General features: G+C 71.4%; 12 protein-coding genes and 2 pseudogenes. 6 read left to right on the top strand and 8 right to left on the bottom strand.

Going from position 1 to position 16,297, the window contains the following annotated elements:
- Nucleotides 1-128: 128 nt before the first annotated feature.
- Both BM536_RS08610 and BM536_RS08605 read left to right on the top strand, forming a co-directional pair.
- Nucleotides 129-545: pseudogene (locus BM536_RS08610) on the top strand (cellulose binding domain-containing protein); the annotation flags it as partial.
- Nucleotides 546-866: 321 nt separating this feature from the next.
- Complete coding sequence (locus BM536_RS08605) at nt 867-2,411, top strand: fused MFS/spermidine synthase (protein WP_073492260.1); 1,545 nt, start codon at nt 867-869, stop codon at nt 2,409-2,411.
- Nucleotides 2,412-2,607: 196 nt separating this feature from the next.
- On the opposite strand, the pseudogene BM536_RS08600 reads toward BM536_RS08605, so the two are convergent.
- Both BM536_RS08600 and BM536_RS08595 read right to left on the bottom strand, forming a co-directional pair.
- Nucleotides 2,608-3,145, bottom strand: a pseudogene (locus BM536_RS08600) (TetR/AcrR family transcriptional regulator C-terminal domain-containing protein); the annotation flags it as partial.
- A gap of 462 nt (nt 3,146-3,607) precedes the next feature.
- Nucleotides 3,608-4,453, bottom strand: a complete 846-nt coding sequence (locus BM536_RS08595; RefSeq protein ID WP_094102770.1) for a helix-turn-helix transcriptional regulator — start codon at nt 4,451-4,453, stop codon at nt 3,608-3,610.
- Nucleotides 4,454-4,601: 148 nt separating this feature from the next.
- On the opposite strand from BM536_RS08595, the gene BM536_RS08590 reads away from it, so the two are divergent.
- Nucleotides 4,602-5,381, top strand: a complete 780-nt coding sequence (locus tag BM536_RS08590) for an NAD(P)H-dependent oxidoreductase (RefSeq protein WP_073492262.1) — start codon at nt 4,602-4,604, stop codon at nt 5,379-5,381.
- A 413-nt stretch (nt 5,382-5,794) separates the two neighbouring features.
- Here BM536_RS08590 and BM536_RS08585 read toward each other — a convergent pair whose 3' ends face one another.
- Together BM536_RS08585 and BM536_RS08580 are read right to left on the bottom strand one after the other, a co-directional pair.
- Nucleotides 5,795-6,268 carry a hypothetical protein gene (locus tag BM536_RS08585; RefSeq protein ID WP_073492264.1) on the bottom strand — a complete coding sequence of 158 codons (474 nt, stop codon included), beginning with the start codon at nt 6,266-6,268 and terminating at the stop codon, nt 5,795-5,797.
- Nucleotides 6,269-6,737: 469 nt separating this feature from the next.
- Nucleotides 6,738-7,118 carry a hypothetical protein gene (locus BM536_RS08580; protein WP_073492266.1) on the bottom strand — a complete coding sequence of 127 codons (381 nt, stop codon included), beginning with the start codon at nt 7,116-7,118 and terminating at the stop codon, nt 6,738-6,740.
- 371 nt (nt 7,119-7,489) lie between these two features.
- Here BM536_RS08580 and BM536_RS08575 point away from each other — a divergent pair, with 371 nt between their 5' ends.
- Entirely contained in the window at nt 7,490-8,128 is a 639-nt protein-coding gene (locus BM536_RS08575; RefSeq protein WP_342748794.1) for a class I SAM-dependent methyltransferase, read from the top strand.
- A gap of 126 nt (nt 8,129-8,254) precedes the next feature.
- Here BM536_RS08575 and BM536_RS08570 read toward each other — a convergent pair whose 3' ends face one another.
- The 4 genes from BM536_RS08570 to BM536_RS08545 form a co-directional block, all read right to left on the bottom strand.
- Nucleotides 8,255-8,995 carry a VOC family protein gene (locus BM536_RS08570; RefSeq protein WP_073492268.1) on the bottom strand — a complete coding sequence of 247 codons (741 nt, stop codon included), beginning with the start codon at nt 8,993-8,995 and terminating at the stop codon, nt 8,255-8,257.
- 183 nt (nt 8,996-9,178) lie between these two features.
- Complete coding sequence (locus BM536_RS43935) at nt 9,179-10,126, bottom strand: carboxylesterase family protein (protein ID WP_211362850.1); 948 nt, start codon at nt 10,124-10,126, stop codon at nt 9,179-9,181.
- Nucleotides 10,081-10,770 carry a carboxylesterase family protein gene (locus BM536_RS43930; protein WP_211362849.1) on the bottom strand — a complete coding sequence of 230 codons (690 nt, stop codon included), beginning with the start codon at nt 10,768-10,770 and terminating at the stop codon, nt 10,081-10,083. The genes BM536_RS43935 and BM536_RS43930 overlap by 46 nt, the downstream gene beginning before the upstream one ends.
- A 2,249-nt stretch (nt 10,771-13,019) precedes the next feature.
- Complete coding sequence (locus BM536_RS08545) at nt 13,020-13,631, bottom strand: RNA polymerase sigma factor (protein ID WP_073492276.1); 612 nt, start codon at nt 13,629-13,631, stop codon at nt 13,020-13,022.
- Nucleotides 13,632-13,794: 163 nt separating this feature from the next.
- Between BM536_RS08545 and BM536_RS08540 the strand changes: the two genes are divergently transcribed.
- Together BM536_RS08540 and BM536_RS08535 are read left to right on the top strand one after the other, a co-directional pair.
- Nucleotides 13,795-14,787 (top strand): MerR family transcriptional regulator, encoded by a 993-nt coding sequence (locus BM536_RS08540; protein WP_073492278.1) that lies wholly within the window; start codon nt 13,795-13,797, stop codon nt 14,785-14,787.
- A gap of 225 nt (nt 14,788-15,012) precedes the next feature.
- Nucleotides 15,013-16,260 carry an NAD(P)/FAD-dependent oxidoreductase gene (locus BM536_RS08535; protein WP_094102769.1) on the top strand — a complete coding sequence of 416 codons (1,248 nt, stop codon included), beginning with the start codon at nt 15,013-15,015 and terminating at the stop codon, nt 16,258-16,260.
- Nucleotides 16,261-16,297: the final 37 nt, after the last annotated feature.

Here is a 16,297-nt window from a genome sequence, read left to right as displayed (position 1 = left end):
CCGCCCGCGCCGGATCGGCCGGTCAAGGCGGCCAGGACGTCGCTGCGGCTGCGCCGGCGGTTCGCGGGTGCGCGATCCGGCGGCGGTTCAGGACTGGCGGGGCCGAGCCCTGTCGTGCAGTGGTGACGGTCGTCGACTCAGGGGCGAGGGGCGAGGGGCGAGGGGCGAGGGGCGAGGTCGATGGGCCCGGAGTCGACCCGGATCCGACACCCACCCCGACGCCGTCCGACCCGCACACCGGGTGCATGGCCGTGTACAGCGTCACCAACTCCTGGAGCGGCGGCTTCCAGGGTTCGGTCGAGGTGATGAACCACGGCACGGCAGCGCGCGACGGCTGGGCCGTGAAGTGGACGCCCGGCGCGGGCACCAAGATCAGTAGTGTCTGGAACGGTGCGCTGACCAGCGCACCCGACGGCACCGTCACGGTCGGAAACCTCGATTACAACCGGACCGTCCCGCCGGACGGCAGTGTCACCTTCGGGTTCACCGCTACATCGACCGGCAACAACTTCCCGGTCGGCTCGATCGGCTGCGTCAATCCGTAGCCGCCGACCGCGGCGCGCCGGTTCTGCCATGGTGGAGCCGGCGCCGCTGGGGTGCGTACGTGCGTACGGGCTCGGGAGCCGTCGGCTTCGAGTCCGCGGGGGCCGTTCACCCGTACCGCGGTCGACCGGACCGGCTCGGGCCGGCGGTGACAGCGACAGTCCGTGGAGCCGGTGCAGGACCTCAACGGAGCACTCCGGACGGGCGGTCGGCGGCGAAAGCGGAAAGCCCCACGGTGTGAGCCGTACGAATCGCCCTCCTCCGCGAGGGGAGGAAGTCGACGCGTTTCGCCCTGTCGATCGGTCGTCGAGGCGCATGCAAGGATGTCGTCCGTGACCGCATCGTCTTCCCCGCCTGTCGGCGAGGGCACGCCGCGCGACCACGGCCTGGGACCCCGTGCCGCTGTCGTCCTCGTGTTCGGTTCTTCAGCCGCAGTCCTGGTGGTCGAGATCGTCGCGCTGCGGCTGCTGGCTCCCTACCTCGGCCTCACTCTCGAAACCAGCACCATGGTGATCGGCATCGCCCTCACGGCGATCGCCGTGGGCTCCTGGCTGGGTGGGCGCATCGCCGACATGGTCAGTCCACGCCGGCTCATCGGCCCCTCGCTCGGGATCTCGGGAGCGGTCGTGGCGCTCACCCCCGCCGTACTGCGCACCACCGCGGAGTGGGCGCCGGCGCTGCTCATGCTGATCGCGTCGCTGACCATCCTCGTGCCGGGCGCGTTGCTCTCCGCGGTGACGCCGATCGTGACCAAGTTGCGTCTGACCAGCCTCGCCGAGACCGGAACGGTCGTCGGCCGGCTGTCCGGCGTCGGCACCCTCGGTGCCATCGTCGGCACCGTCCTCACCGGCTTCGTCCTGGTGTCGCGGTTGCCGGTCAGCGGCATCCTGGTCGGCCTCGGAACACTGCTGGTGGCCGGCTCGGCGCTGGCCGAGTGGCGAACGCGCGGGTGGAGCGGTACCCCGGCGCTCACACTCGTGGTCGTTGCCGGCGGTCTCGCCACCACGGGCGCGCCCGGTGGCTGCGACGCGGAGACGAAGTACCACTGCGCACGGGTCGTCGCCGACCCGGACCGGGATGGCGGCCGCACCCTCGTCCTGGACGGCGTGCGGCACTCCTACGTCGACCTCGAGGACCCGACCTTCCTGGAGTTCACGTACGTGCGCGCCATCGCCGCGGTGGTCGATGCCACCTTTCCCGAAGGTGAGCCACTTACGGCCCACCACCTGGGCGGCGGCGGGCTCACCCTTCCCCGGTACCTCGCGGCCACGCGGCCCGGGACGCGCAGCCTCGTGTCCGAGATCGACAGCGGGGTCGTGCGCATCGACCGCGAACAACTCGGTCTGAGATCCGCAGCCGGGATCGACGTACGGGTCGAGGACGGCAGGCTCGGCCTGCGGCGAGTGGACACCGACAGTCGTGACCTGGTCGTCGGCGACGCCTTCGGGGGCGTCAGCGTGCCGTGGCACCTCACCACGCTGGAGGCGATGACCGACGTACGGCGGGTGCTCGACGAGGACGGTCTGTACGTGGCCAACCTCATCGATCACGGCGAACTGGCCTTCGCGCGTGCCGAAGCGGCCACCCTCAGCGAGAGCTTCGAGCACGTCGCGCTTGTCGGCCGGCCCGCCGATATCGGCCTCGACCCGACCGCCACCTCCGCAGGCGGCAACCTGGTGCTCCTCGCTTCCGACCGACCGGTCGACCCGGGCGCGACCCAGAAGGCGCTGGACGCCAGGGGAACCGGCTGGAAGATCGCCACGGGCGACGACCTCACCTCGTGGATCGGCGATGCCCGACCGCTCACCGACGACTACGCACCCGTCGACCAGCTCCTCCAGCCCTCCGCCCCACGGAGCAGCCGGTGACAGGAAACGCGCCCAGGACGGCGCAGGTTCGGGTGCGGGGGAGAGCGCAGGCGGACTCGTGCAGAGGGGCCTGGTAGCGACCGCCTGGTCCGCCCCGAGCGGCGAAAGGCGACCGCCTGGTCCGCCCCGGGCGGCGTGACACCCCGGGCCTTGGGTTCTCACTCAGTACCGGTGACCCGGTTTCGAGTGGGGCCAGCTACGCCTCCGCCCTGTTCAGGAGCGTGTCCAGGACGACCGGATACGCGCCGAGGTCCATCCGGTCCGCAAGCAGGTGTGCGGTGGCGGCGATGTGCGGGTGGGTTGCGGAGGGCAGCCGGGCGTAGGTGGAGAGCCATATGTCCTCGTCCGCCTCCCTCACTTCGTCCTTGATGGCGAAGGCGCCCGCGTCCAGGGCGGCGAAGGCCAGGGCCAGGTCGATGAAACGCGTGGTGGAAGCCGACGGTGTCCGCGTCGCCGAAGCCCGCGCCGCGAAGGATGCCGAGGATCGTCTCGTCCACCTCGATCTCCCTCGGGCGGCCGGTGACGCGGCTGGCGGTCAGCAGGGCCGCCTGGGGGTGGGAGAGGTAGGAAGTGTGGATGGCCATGCCCAGGGCGCGCAGGTCGGCGCGCCATGCACCGATGGCCGTCCAGCTGTCCATGGCGCGCCCCATGAGTTCCTCGCCGATGGCCCGGGTCAGACCGTCCAGACCCGCGAAGTACCGGTAGAGGGTGCTCGGGTCCGACGCACTCCGCGCGGTACTCGACCTGTGACGCGTCGCAAGGAACGTCACCTGGGCGCCCGCGGCAGCGGCTCACACCGCTGAGCGGTTCGTCTCGACGGCTGCCCACCTCCGGCGCCGCGCCCATCTCCGGCGCCGCGCCCATCTCCGGCGCCGCGCCCATCTCCGGCGCCGCGCCCATCTCCGGCGCCGCGCCCACCTCCAGCGCCGCGCCAGCGTCCCGCGTTGGGACTCCGGGAAACGCTTCGAGCCCTGTCGTCGCGCAACGTGCCGCGGGTGACCCCGTCTCCACGCCGCCGCCCAGCCCTTCCCCCGGCGAAACCACGAGGCCGACCACGCCGTGCCCTCCTCGCCGGTCCCGCCCTCCGGCCGAGCCGCTCCCCCTGCCACACCCACGCCCACGCCCACGTCCGGCGCCGCACCCGGCCGGGCCCGGCACACGAGCCTGCCGGAGCGAACCGTGGTGGGCTTGTCGAGTCACTCGCGGGCCCGAGCCTCCACGGTGGGATGCGCGTCGCTGTCCGCGCCCAGGCCCGCGAGCAGGCGCAGCCCGTCCTCGGTGGGGCTGCCGGGGGCCGCGGACAGCACCAGTAGCTCCACGCCCGATCCGTCAGGCAGCGCGAAATTCTCCTGGTGCAGCTCCAGCAGTCCGACCAACGGGTGCCGGTACGCCTTGCGTCCATGGGTGCGGGCGCGCACGTCCGCGCGGGCCCAGAGGCGGCGGAAGCGCTCGCTGCCCATGGCCAACTCGCCGATGAGCGAGGCCAGGCGGGGGTCCTCGGGGTATTTGCCGGCGGCCAGGCGCAGGTGCCCGACCACGTCGAGGGTGCACTTCTCCCAGTCCGCGTACAGGCCGCGCTCTGCCTCCTCGAGGAAGATGTGCCGGGCGGTGTTCAGACCGGGCATCGGCCGGCCGTAGAGGAGTCCGGCGAGGCGGTTCCCGGCGAGCACGTCCAGGCGGTGGTCCATGATCAGTGCCGGTGCGTCGGCGACCAGGTCGAGGACGCGCAGCAGCTCCGGACGGATCCGTCCGCCGGGAGCCTTCGCGCGGCGGCGGCGCTGTCGGGCGAGCCGGTGCAGATGCCCGCGCTCGATCTCGTCGAGACCGAGGACGCGGGCGAGCGCGTCGAGAACCTGCTCGGAGGGCTGGGTCGCGCGGCCCTGCTCCAGGCGTACGTAGTAGTCGACGCTGACTCCGGACAGGTGCGCGACCTCTTCGCGACGCAGCCCCTCGACCCGGCGGCGGCTGTCGGTGGGGATGCCGACGGTCCCCGGGTCGACCCGGGAACGCCGGGTCCGCAGGAAACCCGCAAGATCGTCCATGCCTCCCAGTATTGGGCTCGGTGGTGCCCGCGAAGGTGGTCCTGTCAATACCAGGAAGTCCCGTCCGACGGAAGCGGCGCCCCTGAACACAGGGCGTCTCGGCGCCCAGGATCGAAGGCACCCGATCACCCGATGCGAAGGAGTTCCGATGAAGACGCTGATCGTCCACGCCCACCCGGAGCCGAAGTCACTCAACGGCTCGCTGAAGGACCTCGCGGTGTCCACCTTGGAGACCGCCGGGCACGAGGTACGGGTGAGCGACCTGTACGCGATGAACTGGAAGGCGGTCGTGGACGCCGCGGACTACGGCCCCCACGCCTCGGACCCGTTGAAGGTCGCGCTCGACTCGGGCCGGGCCTTCGACGCCGGGGCGCTCACCCCGGACGTCCTCGCCGAGCAGGAGAAGCTGCTGTGGGCCGACACGATCATCTTCCAGTTCCCGCTGTGGTGGTACACGATGCCCGCGATCCTCAAAGGCTGGGTGGACCGGGTGTTCACCTACCACTTCGCGTACGGCGTCGGCGAGCACAGCGACACCAGGTACGGGGAGCGCTTCGGCGAAGGCACCCTCGCGGGCAGGAAGGCTCTGCTGTCGGTGACCGTGGGCGGCCCGGAGCCGCACTACGCCGCGCGCGGGATCAACGGCCCCATCGACGATCTGCTGTTCCCGATCCAGCACGGCATCCTCTACTACCCGGGCATCGAGGTGCTGCCGCCGTTCGTGCTGTACGGCAGCGACCGGATGACGGGCGAGGACTACCCCGATGTCGCCAAGGCCTGGGAGCAGCGCCTGCTCACCCTGGAGTCGACCGAGCCGATCGCGTTCCGGCGGCAGAACTTCGGCGACTACGAGATCCCTTCGCTGCACCTCAAGGAGGGACTGGAGTCGGCGGGACGCACGGGTTTCCAGCTGCACGTGCGCGACTGACCGCCGGCCATGGCCAGGACGACTTGAGGCGCGCCCCCCGAGGAGCAGCCCGAGGTCCGTGGCGAGGAGCAGCCCGAGTCCGTGGCGGCGGGTGGGGCTGAACGACCCCGGCCGGAACGTGCGGGCGGTTCCCCGGGCGCACGGTGCCTGCCGTCGGGGAAGAGACGTCGAGGCTGCTCCTCATGATCCGTGGGTGCCGTGACGGCGAGTTCCTCCGTGGAGGGCGTTGGCGGCTCGTGAGCCGGCGCAGTAGCGGCGCGCGAGAGGCACTCGCTCGCCGAAACGCCCCGACAGAGAAGCCTGCTTCGGCCTCCGGTCAGTGCGCTTCGGGCACGCTCGTGCGCCGGGTCCTCCGGCTGCCCGCTGCGCGAAGTCGTGCCAGAACCCGACTGGACGAAGCACGAGTCGGCGCGTCACTGCTCACCGAGGGATGCCTGCCGGGCGAGGAACTCCTCGAACGCCGCCTTCTGCTTCGGATCCATGAAGCCCTGGCGGACATTGCGGGCCTTCTCCTGGAGCCAGTGCGCCTCGTCGGGGTCGAGTAGCTCGGCGACCACCACGCCTTCGCGAGCGACCGCCGTGCGCCCTCCCACGCGACGACGAAAGAGCGTGAAGGCGCCGAACTCCGCTGGGTGGGCCAGTTCCGGTGCCTCCTCCACGGCCCGGTTCTCGTCCCCAGCGCCAGCCCTCGGGTAGGTCGTGGGAGCCCAGTGCTCCCAGAGCGCCAGCGTGGCCGCGGGCACCAGCACGGCGCGTTCCGCCTCTTCACGCCCCTCCCATAGGAACGTGACAGTGACGGGCTCGCCAACCGCCTCGGCCAGACCGAGCACCCTCTCCACCTCGTCGTTGATCGGGTAACCCACCACCACATCGATCTCAATTCCCATGGTTCCAGAGGCTACTGGCCACCTCCGACATGCCGGCCCACAGCCTCTGCGCCTCGTCGACCACGGCGCACCAGAGCCTGCTGCGATGACAGGTCGACCACGCCGCCTTCATGGACCGCCATTCAGCCTGGGTTCCGCGCCGGTCGGCCAAGGTGCTGGGTTCACCAAGCGCCTGACCTGCTCAAGGCTCTGCCGAAGTGGACCCGACCCGGCGCCCGCAGGAGGGCGTCGGCGGCTGCGAGGACGGCGCGCCTGCTCGGGCGGATGTTGAGGGCGTAGGAGGTCCAACAAGGGGATGGACGCCGCGCCCACGGCACCGCCGACCCGGTCGCCTGACAAGCCCCACACCACCCACCTCACAGCGGCCGCCCGCCTCCAACACTCTGGAGGCGGGCGGCCGCGTCGAATGCCCCGCACGTGGGCGTGACGGGTCGGGGTCAGGTCACCCGGCCGGTCGCGCCGGAGCGGACTACGGGTAGAGCCTGATGCTGTTGATCGGCGTGATGTCGGCCACGCCGACGGTGTAGCTGTTGATGACCAGGCCGGTGCAGTTGGCACCGTTGTACCCGAAGCACAGCTGGGCCTTCGCGCCGGAGTGCTGGTTGTTGAAGACCCACTTCGTGCCGTACTGGTTGTTGAGGTTGTGGGCGCCGTACTGGGACCAGCTGTGGCTGGGCCGGCCGGCGTTCCAGTCGGCCTCGTTCTGGTACATGCAGACATAGCCGAGCTGGCAGCCCGCGTAGTCCGCCTGCTGCGCCTGCGTACCGGCCTGCGCGGTCGCAGCGGTCGCGGCGAGGGCACCGGTGGCCAGTGCCAGTGCCGCGGCGGTCCGCTTGATCTTGTCGAGCATTGGTTTCCCCTCGTTTGCGAGTACCCGGCGGCGCGGTGTCACTGGTCGGCGCGCCGGTTGCGTGAGCAACATCCTCACAAGCGGTCCGGGTCCCGTGAACCTCACATGTGTCAGGTTGACAAGTCCGCTTCCTGGCAATCCTCTGGTGGCAGACCGCCACTGACGCTGTGACAGATCAGTCCGCGATCATCCCTCTCCCGATCGCTGATGTGTGATCAGACATCAGCTCGTGGCCGGGCCGCAATCGGAACAACCACCGAAAGCGCGGCTCGTGTCGGGATGCGCGGCATGTCTGGCGCGCGCTGAGCTTCGGAGTGGTTGTGGAAGCCTACGAACGGTTTCGGCCGGAGTATCCCGAGGCACTGTTCGACATGGTGATGGCATACGCAGGCCATCCGGTCCGGACTGCCCTTGGGATCGGCGCTGGGACGGGCAAGGCGACCCGCCCGTTCGCCCGACGAGGGATCGTGGTGACCGCGACCGATCCCGACGAGTCCATGCTCGCCGAGTTGCGCAAGCACGTGCCCGCCGGCGTCAGGACGGCGCACGCTGCGTTCGAGGACTTGCGGCCGGGCGAACGGTACGGGCTGGTCCATGCGGCAGCGGCGCTGCATTGGACGAACCCGGAGGGCCGGTGGACCCGCATGGCCGCGCTGCTGGAGCCGGGTGGCGTGTTCGCCTCCTGCGGCGGCCGTTCCGACCGGCCGACCCCGCTGTGGAGGAAGCTGTCCGCGCGGCGCGAGCAGCATTCTTGGAGAGCGACGAGATTCCGTCCTCGGACGGGACACCTCCGGACCACGAGATGCAGTGGCCGGGGACGGAGCCGCAACGGTCCGGGTGGTTCACGGGCGTTCAACGGCCCGGCTGCGGCCGGCCTCGTGCCGGAGATCGTCCTAGTGAGCTTGCCGTCGGTGCGGATCGGTCGCCCGGTGAGGAGGCGTTCCATGGCCTCACACAGGGCCTGCTGTGGACGGACCGGCTACCGCTCACTCCGACCGGTGACGCCCTGAACGCGCTCGCCCGGCATGCCGGGTCACAGCACCGGGCCAGCCGGTGGACGATCCGCGGTGCCCGGGGAGGGCTGGGCCGGGCACCGCGCACTGCCGCGCGCCAAGAGGCGCGGACGGAGTGCCGCGTCAGCCCCGGCCCAGGACGCAGAACTCGTTGCCCTCCGGGTCGGCCAGAACGACCCAGGAGACGTCATCACCCTGACCCACGTCGGCCCGTACCGCGCCGAGGCTCTGGAGCCGGGCGACCTCCCTCGCCTGATCCTCGACCGGGTCGGACATCACGTCGAGATGGAGGCGGTTCCATACGACCTCGTCATCGGGCGTACGGCGGAACTCGAGGTACGGCCCGACGCCCTTGACGGAGCGCAGCAGGGCCCGGTCGTCGGTCAGCTCGTGGACGGTCCAGTCGATCGCCTCGCCCCAGAACCGGACCATGGCCCGTGGGTCGGCGCAGGCGACGACCACGGCGGCTATCGGCCCGGTGTCCTGGTAGAGCTCACGGGGTTCCAGGACGCTGAACACGTTGCCTTCCGGGTCGGCCATCACCGTCCACGGCGTGTCGCCCTGGCCCACATCGGCGGGCTTCGCCCCGAGTTCCTTCAGACGTGCGACCAACTCCGCCTGATGGGCGTCGGAGGTGGTGGCGAGTTCGATGTGCACGCGGTACTTCACCGTCTCCGGGTCCGGCACGCGGACGAGATCGATGCAGACGGCGGACGGGTCCGGCCAGTCGAAGCCCACGGGTTCCAGGTTGGTGACCCCGGGCCCTTCGCTGGAAACACCCCAGCCGAGCACCTCCGCCCAGAACCGGCCGAGCGCCGAGTCGTCCCGGGCCTTGAAGTTCACCTGAACAAGTTGCAGCGTCATGCCGCGTACTTTAGGTGATCTTCCATCGGGCACACGTGCGAACGGAATCGGTCGGCACCTGTCGCTCGGTCCCGTGGACGTCCCGTGTCGCAAGGGTGGTGGCTCCGGTGTCACCCAGCCGGTTCGGCAGTGGATGCCGACCGGTCCGCGCCCCCCGCCGGAGCCACACGAAGGTGCCGGCCGTCAGGCGGTGGCCGGGCTCCACAGGTCGCACTTGTGGTCCGCGGGGAAGGTGAGCACCGAGGTGATCGCTTCCGGGGCGAGGACCTGCACCTTGGGGAAGAGGTCCCAACGAGGCGCTTTCGCGGCGTACGGGACACCGGTCCTGGCGAAGTTGGTCCAGTAGCCGAGCATGCTGTCCGACAGGGCGTTCTGGGCGGGTGTGCCTGAGACGCTGCCGAAGACGTACCGGATCTCCGAGCCGTGCGGTGCGCCGATCGGGAAGCTGATCGGCATGTTCAGGTAGTCCATGGCGTGACGGTCCGCGAACTCGTACTGGTAGGAGCGGGTGTGCTCGGCCATCAGGCTCGCGGTGCGGGATTGCAGGCAGGCGAACTGGGAGTCGGTGAGGACCGCGCCGAGAGCCTCCGCGGGCGTGCCGTAGTCCGACAGCGGGTAGCGGGCCAGGATCTCGTCGGCTCGTTCACCGTGGAGCGCGCGGACCGCCACCGGGTAGCCCGCGGCGGTGAGCTGCCGGCCGGCCAGGTCGTAGGTGGTCGCCACCGTGAGCCGGCCTTCGTCGGCGGTGGTGCCCTGAAGGACGGGGACGCGGTGGAAGCGTCCGATGTCCAGGGCGGCCGGCACCTGCAGGGGGAGGACCTTGCCGTCGACGTTGGGCGTCCAGCGGGCGGTGGGGGCGGCCGAGGCCGTGAGCAGTTCCTGCGCGGTCCTGGTTCGCAGGCAGGCCGCGTCCGCACAGCCCAGGGAGTCGGCCCAGGCCTGCCCGTTGTTCTGCTGCGACTCCTGGGTGGGCAGGGGGAATCCGCAGCCGGACTGGGCGATGGCCCGGTCGAACAGGCCGGTCGTGCGGGGCGAGACCAGGTTCTGGCAGACGCTGCCGCCTCCCGCGGACTCACCGAAGATCGTCACGTTGTCGGGGTCGCCGCCGAACGCCACGATGTTGTCCTGCACCCAGCGCAGGGCGGCCTGCTGGTCGAGCAGGCCGTAGTGCCGGAGATTCCCTGCGCCGACTCCTTGGCCAGGCTCGGGTGGGCGAGGTAGCCGAAAGCGCCGAGTCGGTAGTTGAGGTTGACGACCACCACATCGCCCTTGGCCGCCAGGTTGCCACCGTCGTAGAACGTGCCGGAGCCGACGGTGAAGCCACCGCCGTGGATCCACACCATCACCGGTCGCTTCTGGAGGGAGCGCTGCGCGGGTGTGTAGACGTTCAGGTACAGGCAGTCCTCACTCGGAGTGCCGGGTCCCGCGAGATCACCCCAAGGGCTGGACTGGACGCGCTGCACGCAGGGGTTGCCCGGAGTACGGGCGTCCCGGATTCCCGACCATCGCGCGGGCGGGACGGGCGGCCTCCACCGCAACGGCCCGGTCGGTGGTGCGGCGTAGGGAATGCCGAGGTAGGAGGTGGCGGTCTCGCCCACCTTCCCCTGGACCTGGCCGTACCGGGTCGTGACGATCGGTCCCTCGGCCGCGGCGGCGGGCGCGGAGGTCATCGCGGTGGCCGACAGCAGCAGGGCGACCGCCGGCACCACCAGGCGTCGGGGCGAGAGCCATCGTCGACGGCATGTCGTCGAAAGTCTTGCAAGCGGACCGGACATCGGCACCTCCGTGCGGAAGGACGACAACGGACTCGAAGTCTCGTCAGCCGTCCGGCGCCCGGGACCGCGTAAACCACCAGTCTCGACCGGTGACGTCCTTCCGCGGCCCCGAAGGACATGCGCACGGACGCATCGCATCGGACACGCGCGGGCCGTTCGGCCGTACGGACGCCAGGGCTGTGAGGGGAGCAGCAGGGTGCGAGAGGCCGCGGTTGCCGGTGGCCCTGGGCCCCGGAAGACGTCAGGTACGAACAGGGCGACATCGGAGTGGACGTGAAGGCGACGACCGACCCCCTGGGACTGAGGGGGACTTCGCCCGGCGTACACGCGACGGCCGCCGTCCGCACGCGCCGCGGCTGGTACGGCGGCGACCCCTGGCCGGTCCTGTGAGCGGAGCGCGAGGCTCTCAGGCGTCACCCGTCCCGGTGATCACCTGCGAGGTTGCTCCCACACCGTGTGGTGCACAGCCACCCTGAAGGCATGCGTCACCCGCTCGCCCTCATCCCCGCCCTGGCTGCCGCTCTCTGCGTCGGGGGGTGCGTATCCGTCCCCACGGTCGGCCCGCCTGAGCCCCCGCCTTCGCTGATGGCGGCCGCGGCTCGGACGCCGTCGCCCGTGCCGTCCCCCAGCCGTGCTGTCACCCGTACGCCGTCTCGGGTGCCGGCCGCGAGCCAGCCGTCCGCCCGCACCGCCCTCGTCACGACCGACACCACCCCGATGCTGAGGGGCAGCGGTCGCGAAGCCGCAGCAGTGGAGGAGCAGCGTTCCTCAAGGGTCCCCACTCCCCGACAGCGGCCGCGGACCCGTGCACCGGAGCGGCCGCGGACGGCTGCGCCACCCGTGCCGGCCCGTCCCCGGGCTCGGCCGGCGGCCCCGGCCGCGCCCCGTCCCCGGGTGGTCCCGCCTCGCCCCGCACAGCCGCCGACCGCCACCTACGGCCTGAAGTCCCTGTGCGGACTGTCGCACCAGGCGCCCGTGCCGCCGTCCGTGAAGGGGCTCTGTGACGCCTACGTCCGCTGAGGCCAGGGCGCGGGTGGACGCGACGATGTCGACAGCGCTGTCGTACGCGGACGACCCCGGAGTACCTCTGGTGGCAGCTCGGACGCCGTGAAGGCGCTGGAGGGCCATCCTTCGCCGCTACGGCACACCCCTGCCGCCGATCGGATCCGCGCCGGCGGAGGGGCGGACGGGCTCTGCGGCACCGGCACGGTGGATGCCGTTCGGTGGCTCCAGGCAAACCGCCTCGGCGTGAGTGCCGCCGGCGTCCACGGGCCGGTGACCGTCAGGGATGGGGTGGCCGGTCATTGGCGCGATCCCGACGACGGGTCCGGTCCGTTGCTTTGGTCAGCTGCTACGACCCGCCGTTCCAGTCCCACGACGACGCCTGTCGACGCCGACCTCCATGCGGGAGGCCGGCGTCGATCCCGTCCGAGGCCCGGGTCCAGCCGGGACGGCGGAACTGGACGGCCCCCGCCTGCCCCTGCGCCCGCAGGACGAGCCCGGCTCGGCTGACCGGCTGCTTCAGGTGACGCGGCCCGTCACCGTGGCGTTCGCGTGCTCCGAGTGCCGAGTGCCGAGTGCCGAGTGCCGAGTGCCGAGTGCTGGGTGGCGGGTGCCGAGTGGGATCCGGTTCTCACACGGGCGGGTGATCGCTCGCCGATTCGGATGGCCTGAACGATCGCTTCCGCCTGCGCCACCACACGATCAGGAGGCCGGCGAGCAGGCCGCACGCCAACGGGGTCCTTCGGCTCCCGGTGCCCGGGGAACGCCTGCGGCGGGCGTCAGCCGACACTGCCGGAGGCCCGCACAGCGACGCCGCCGGGGGTGGCGGGGTGGCTTCGCATGGCTCTGCCAGTTCTTGTGCGATGTGCTGCCACACTCGCTCCGGAGGGCATGCGAGGAGATCCGGCTCCTGCACCGAGCGGGCGGCGGTGATGACCCAGGTCGTCAGGCGCAGTTCCTCCTCGCAGCGCTCGCACACGCCGATGTGCTGCCAGGCACTGACGTCGCTGTGCGAGGCGTCGTGTCCCAGCGCCAGCTCCACCATGCGCGTCGGGTCGATGTGCGGCACCGCCATCTCCTTTTCGTGTGAGGCGTGACCTGCCCCTACCTGTACCGAGTGGTGGCGGCCCCGGATGCACTCACCCCGTCCGAGCCGGTCACCGCGGCGCCGGTGACCGGCTCCGCGGTGACGATCGGATGTGCCTCGTGACGGCCGTCCTTGCGGACGAATCGAAGGGCGCCTACGCCTACGCCGTGTTCTCCTCGGCGCGGCCCTGTTCGACTGCCTCGCGCAGTCGGTGAAGGCCACGTCGGGTATGGCTCTTCACCGTGCCCAGGGGCATACCGGTGCGTTCGGCGATCTGAGCCTGGGTGAGGTCCTGGTAGAAGCCCAGGCACAGCACCTCCCGCTGGCCGTGCGGGAGCCGGGACAGCGCGTCGACCAGGAGTACGCGGTCGAGGACCCCGTCCGTCGTCGCGCCTACGTCGTGTCGCCGCCCGTCGGCGTCGTGGGTGACGGTGTCGATCAGGGTGAGGCGCCTCGTCCGGGCGGCGAGCGCGTCGACGATCTTGCGGCGGGTGATACCGACGAGCCAACCGCCGAGCGGCCCCTTCTCCGGGCGGTAGCCGTTCCGTCCGCGCCAGGCGCCGAGGAACACCTGCTGGGTCACGTCCTCGGCCTCGAACGTGTCACCGAGTGAACGCGTGGCCATGGTGTGGACGAGCGAGCCCCAACGCCGGTACACGGCTGCGAACGCGTTCTCGTCGGCGGCGAGCAGACCACGGGCGAGTTCCTCCTCGTGCCGGGCCTCCTGCGTGGCGGGAGTGCGGACGCCGGTGTGTCGCGCGTTCGTGGTCATGCCCTTGTTCCTCCTGCCGTCCGTGCTGTGCGTGGCGGAAGGCCGCCCGTGGAGCGGGCCGGAACGGCGTGTGCTCCGGTTGTCGGCTCGCGTGCCAGTTTTCTGAAGGGAAACGACGCAGACAACATGCGTCGCTTGTGCGTCGTAAGGTCGGAGGGTGGACATGGACGAGGGCGACGGTGGCGGGGCGGAAGTGCGACGCGGTGGCGGGATGTCCACCGGCGAGGTGGCGAGGCGTCTGGGTGTGGCGCCGACGACGGTCCGTTCATGGGACCGCCGCTACGGACTCGGCCCCGCCGCGCACACCGGTGGCCGGCACCGCCGCTGGACCGCCGCCGACCTGGCTCGGCTGGAGCGGATGTGCGCTCTGACGGCAACCGGCCTGCCACCGGCCGAGGCCGCCCGACTGGCCCTCGACGAGACGGGTTCCGCCACGCCCCCACGAGAAGAGGACAGCGCGCCTGTCCCGCGGTCGGTGGCCCGTTCGCGCAGCCGGGCCGGAACGGGTCTGCGCCTCGGCGACGTGCGCCAGGAGTGCAAGGGGGTCGCCCGCGCAGCCCTGCGCCTCGACGCCACCGCCCTCGACGGGCTGCTGGAGGACGCGATCGGGCAACACGGCCTGATCGCGGCCTGGACGGAGGTGATCATGCCGACGCTGCAGGCGGTCGGCCGTAAGTGGGAGAGCTCGGGGGAGCGGTACGTCGAGGTCGAGCACTTCCTGTCCTGGCACGTCTCCGGCGCGCTGCGGCGCCACTCGCCTCCCGTGCCGACCGACCGGCCCGGTGCCACCACAGTGCTCGCCTGCGTGCCCGCGGAGAACCACACCCTGCCCCTCGAGGTGCTGGCCGCCGCGTTGACCGAACGGAACCTGCCCATACGTATGTTCGGCGGCTCGTTGCCCGTGGAGTCCCTCGTGGCCGCGGTGCGCAGGACCGGACCGGCCGCGGTGTGCCTGTGGGCGCAGTCCCGTACCACCGCCAGCCGGCCACTGGCCCAGCACATCGCGGCGATCGAGTGGGGTGTGCGCGGGGCCCGCAGGAAGCCGGTCGTCCTCACGCTCGGCCCGGGCTGGGCCGGGCAGACCACACCGGGATTGCCGCACCCTCCCGGGCTGGCGGAGGCCGTCGCCGCGGTCGAGTCCGCCGTGCGCAGGTGAGGTGACGCCGCTCATCGGGTACGCACAGGTCGTGGCGCCCGCCCTCCCCGGGCAGAACGTGTTCGGGTGGACACGTGAGCAGGCGTTCTGCGCTCCTGGAACGACGCGGCACCAACGAGGGCACCCCGTGCCGGGCCGAGTGCTGTGCGACGAGCAGCGCAGGACCCTCAGCGAGTCCACCCCGCCTCTCGCTCCGCGAAGGCCGGCGCCGAAGGAAAAGGGAACATGAGCAGTCAACAACGCGGCACCCCCGACACCGTCGTCGTCGGAGCGGGCCTCGCCGGTCTCGCCTGCGCGCTGGACCTGTGCCGTGCCGGGCGGAGCGTGGCGCTGCTCGAGGCGTCCGACGGTGTGGGCGGCCGGATGAGAACGGACCGCAGGGACGGCTTCCTGCTGGACCGCGGCTTTCAGGTGTTCAATACCTCGTATCCGCAGGTAAAGCGTCGTTTGAACCTCCGGAACCTGCAGTTGAGGCCCTTCACGCCGGGCATCATCGCGCGTACCTCGACGGGAGACGTACGCCTGGCCGATCCGACCCGGCAGCCGCGGGCGGCGAGATCACTGCTACCGGGACGTGTCCTGCCGGCCGGGGACCTGGCGGCCATGGGCGCGCTCACGGCGAGGGACGCCCTCCTGCCCGCCGCCCTCCTCAAGCACGGCCCGGACAGGTCCACCGCCGCGGCCCTCTCGCGAGCCGGTCTGTCGGAACGAACGGTCTCCGAGATCTTGAGGCCCTTTCTGTCCGGGGTGTTCCTGGAGGACCGGCTGGAGACCTCCGCCCGCTTCTTCCACCTGGTCTGGCGGAGCATGGTCAGGGGGACGCTCTGTCTGCCTGCCCACGGAGTCGGCGCCGTGCCCGCCCAGTTGGCGGACGGTCTGCCCGAGGGCGTTCTGCGGCTGGAGACGCCCGTCGACATGCTCACCCCCGAAGGAGTGCTTCTGACGGACGGCCGTGAGCTGCCGGCCGCGTCCGTCGTGGTGGCGACGGACGCGGCCACCGCAGCACGTCTGCTCCCCGGGCTGGACGCTCCCGCCGGCCGGACGGTCACCACCTACTACCACGCAGCCGCGAGCCCACCGTTGAGCGAACCCACCCTGATGGTGGACAGCTCCGGCGACGTACTCAACACCTGCGTGCTGACCGAGGTGACGTCCACGTACGCGCCGCCGGGTACCGCGCTGATCGCCACGTCCGTGCTGGGAGGGGACCGCCCCGGGGCGGGCGAAGCGGTGCTGCGGCGCCTGACCGCGCTCTACGGCACCGACACGAGCCAATGGCGGCAGGTCGCCGTCTACACCGTCGAGGGGGCTCTGCCCGCCATGGTGCCGCCGTGGCCGCTGAGCCGTACCACGCGTCTGACGGCGGGCCGGTACGTCTGCGGGGACCACCGGGCGACCGGCAGCGTGCAGGGCGCGTTGGCCTCGGGCAGCCGGGCTGCCCGGGAACTGCTCGGTGATCCGGCGTCCGGGTGAGAGCCGAGCGGATCGCGGGAGCTGCATCCGGACGCGG

The organism is Streptomyces phaeoluteigriseus (assembly GCF_001896135.2).
GTDB lineage: Bacteria > Actinomycetota > Actinomycetes > Streptomycetales > Streptomycetaceae > Streptomyces > Streptomyces phaeoluteigriseus.
The sequence above is the reverse complement of the archived record's forward strand: the minus strand, read 5'-3'. Positions and strand labels throughout refer to the sequence as shown.

What these genes read in the sequence shown, in the direction of transcription:
- BM536_RS08595 (WP_094102770.1), bottom strand. Translation starts at nt 4,453, where the DNA reads ATGGACGATCTTGCGGGTTTCCTGCGGACCCGGCGTTCCCGGGTCGAC.
- BM536_RS08545 (WP_073492276.1), bottom strand. Translation starts at nt 13,631, where the DNA reads ATGACCACGAACGCGCGACACACCGGCGTCCGCACTCCCGCCACGCAG.
- BM536_RS08540 (WP_073492278.1), top strand. Translation starts at nt 13,795, where the DNA reads ATGGACGAGGGCGACGGTGGCGGGGCGGAAGTGCGACGCGGTGGCGGG.
- BM536_RS08585 (WP_073492264.1), bottom strand. Translation starts at nt 6,268, where the DNA reads ATGGGAATTGAGATCGATGTGGTGGTGGGTTACCCGATCAACGACGAG.
- BM536_RS08570 (WP_073492268.1), bottom strand. Translation starts at nt 8,995, where the DNA reads ATGACGCTGCAACTTGTTCAGGTGAACTTCAAGGCCCGGGACGACTCG.
- BM536_RS08590 (WP_073492262.1), top strand. Translation starts at nt 4,602, where the DNA reads ATGAAGACGCTGATCGTCCACGCCCACCCGGAGCCGAAGTCACTCAAC.
- BM536_RS08580 (WP_073492266.1), bottom strand. Translation starts at nt 7,118, where the DNA reads ATGCTCGACAAGATCAAGCGGACCGCCGCGGCACTGGCACTGGCCACC.
- BM536_RS08575 (WP_342748794.1), top strand. Translation starts at nt 7,490, where the DNA reads ATGGTGATGGCATACGCAGGCCATCCGGTCCGGACTGCCCTTGGGATC.
- BM536_RS08535 (WP_094102769.1), top strand. Translation starts at nt 15,013, where the DNA reads ATGAGCAGTCAACAACGCGGCACCCCCGACACCGTCGTCGTCGGAGCG.
- BM536_RS08605 (WP_073492260.1), top strand. Translation starts at nt 867, where the DNA reads ATGTCGTCCGTGACCGCATCGTCTTCCCCGCCTGTCGGCGAGGGCACG.
- BM536_RS43930 (WP_211362849.1), bottom strand. Translation starts at nt 10,770, where the DNA reads ATGTCCGGTCCGCTTGCAAGACTTTCGACGACATGCCGTCGACGATGG.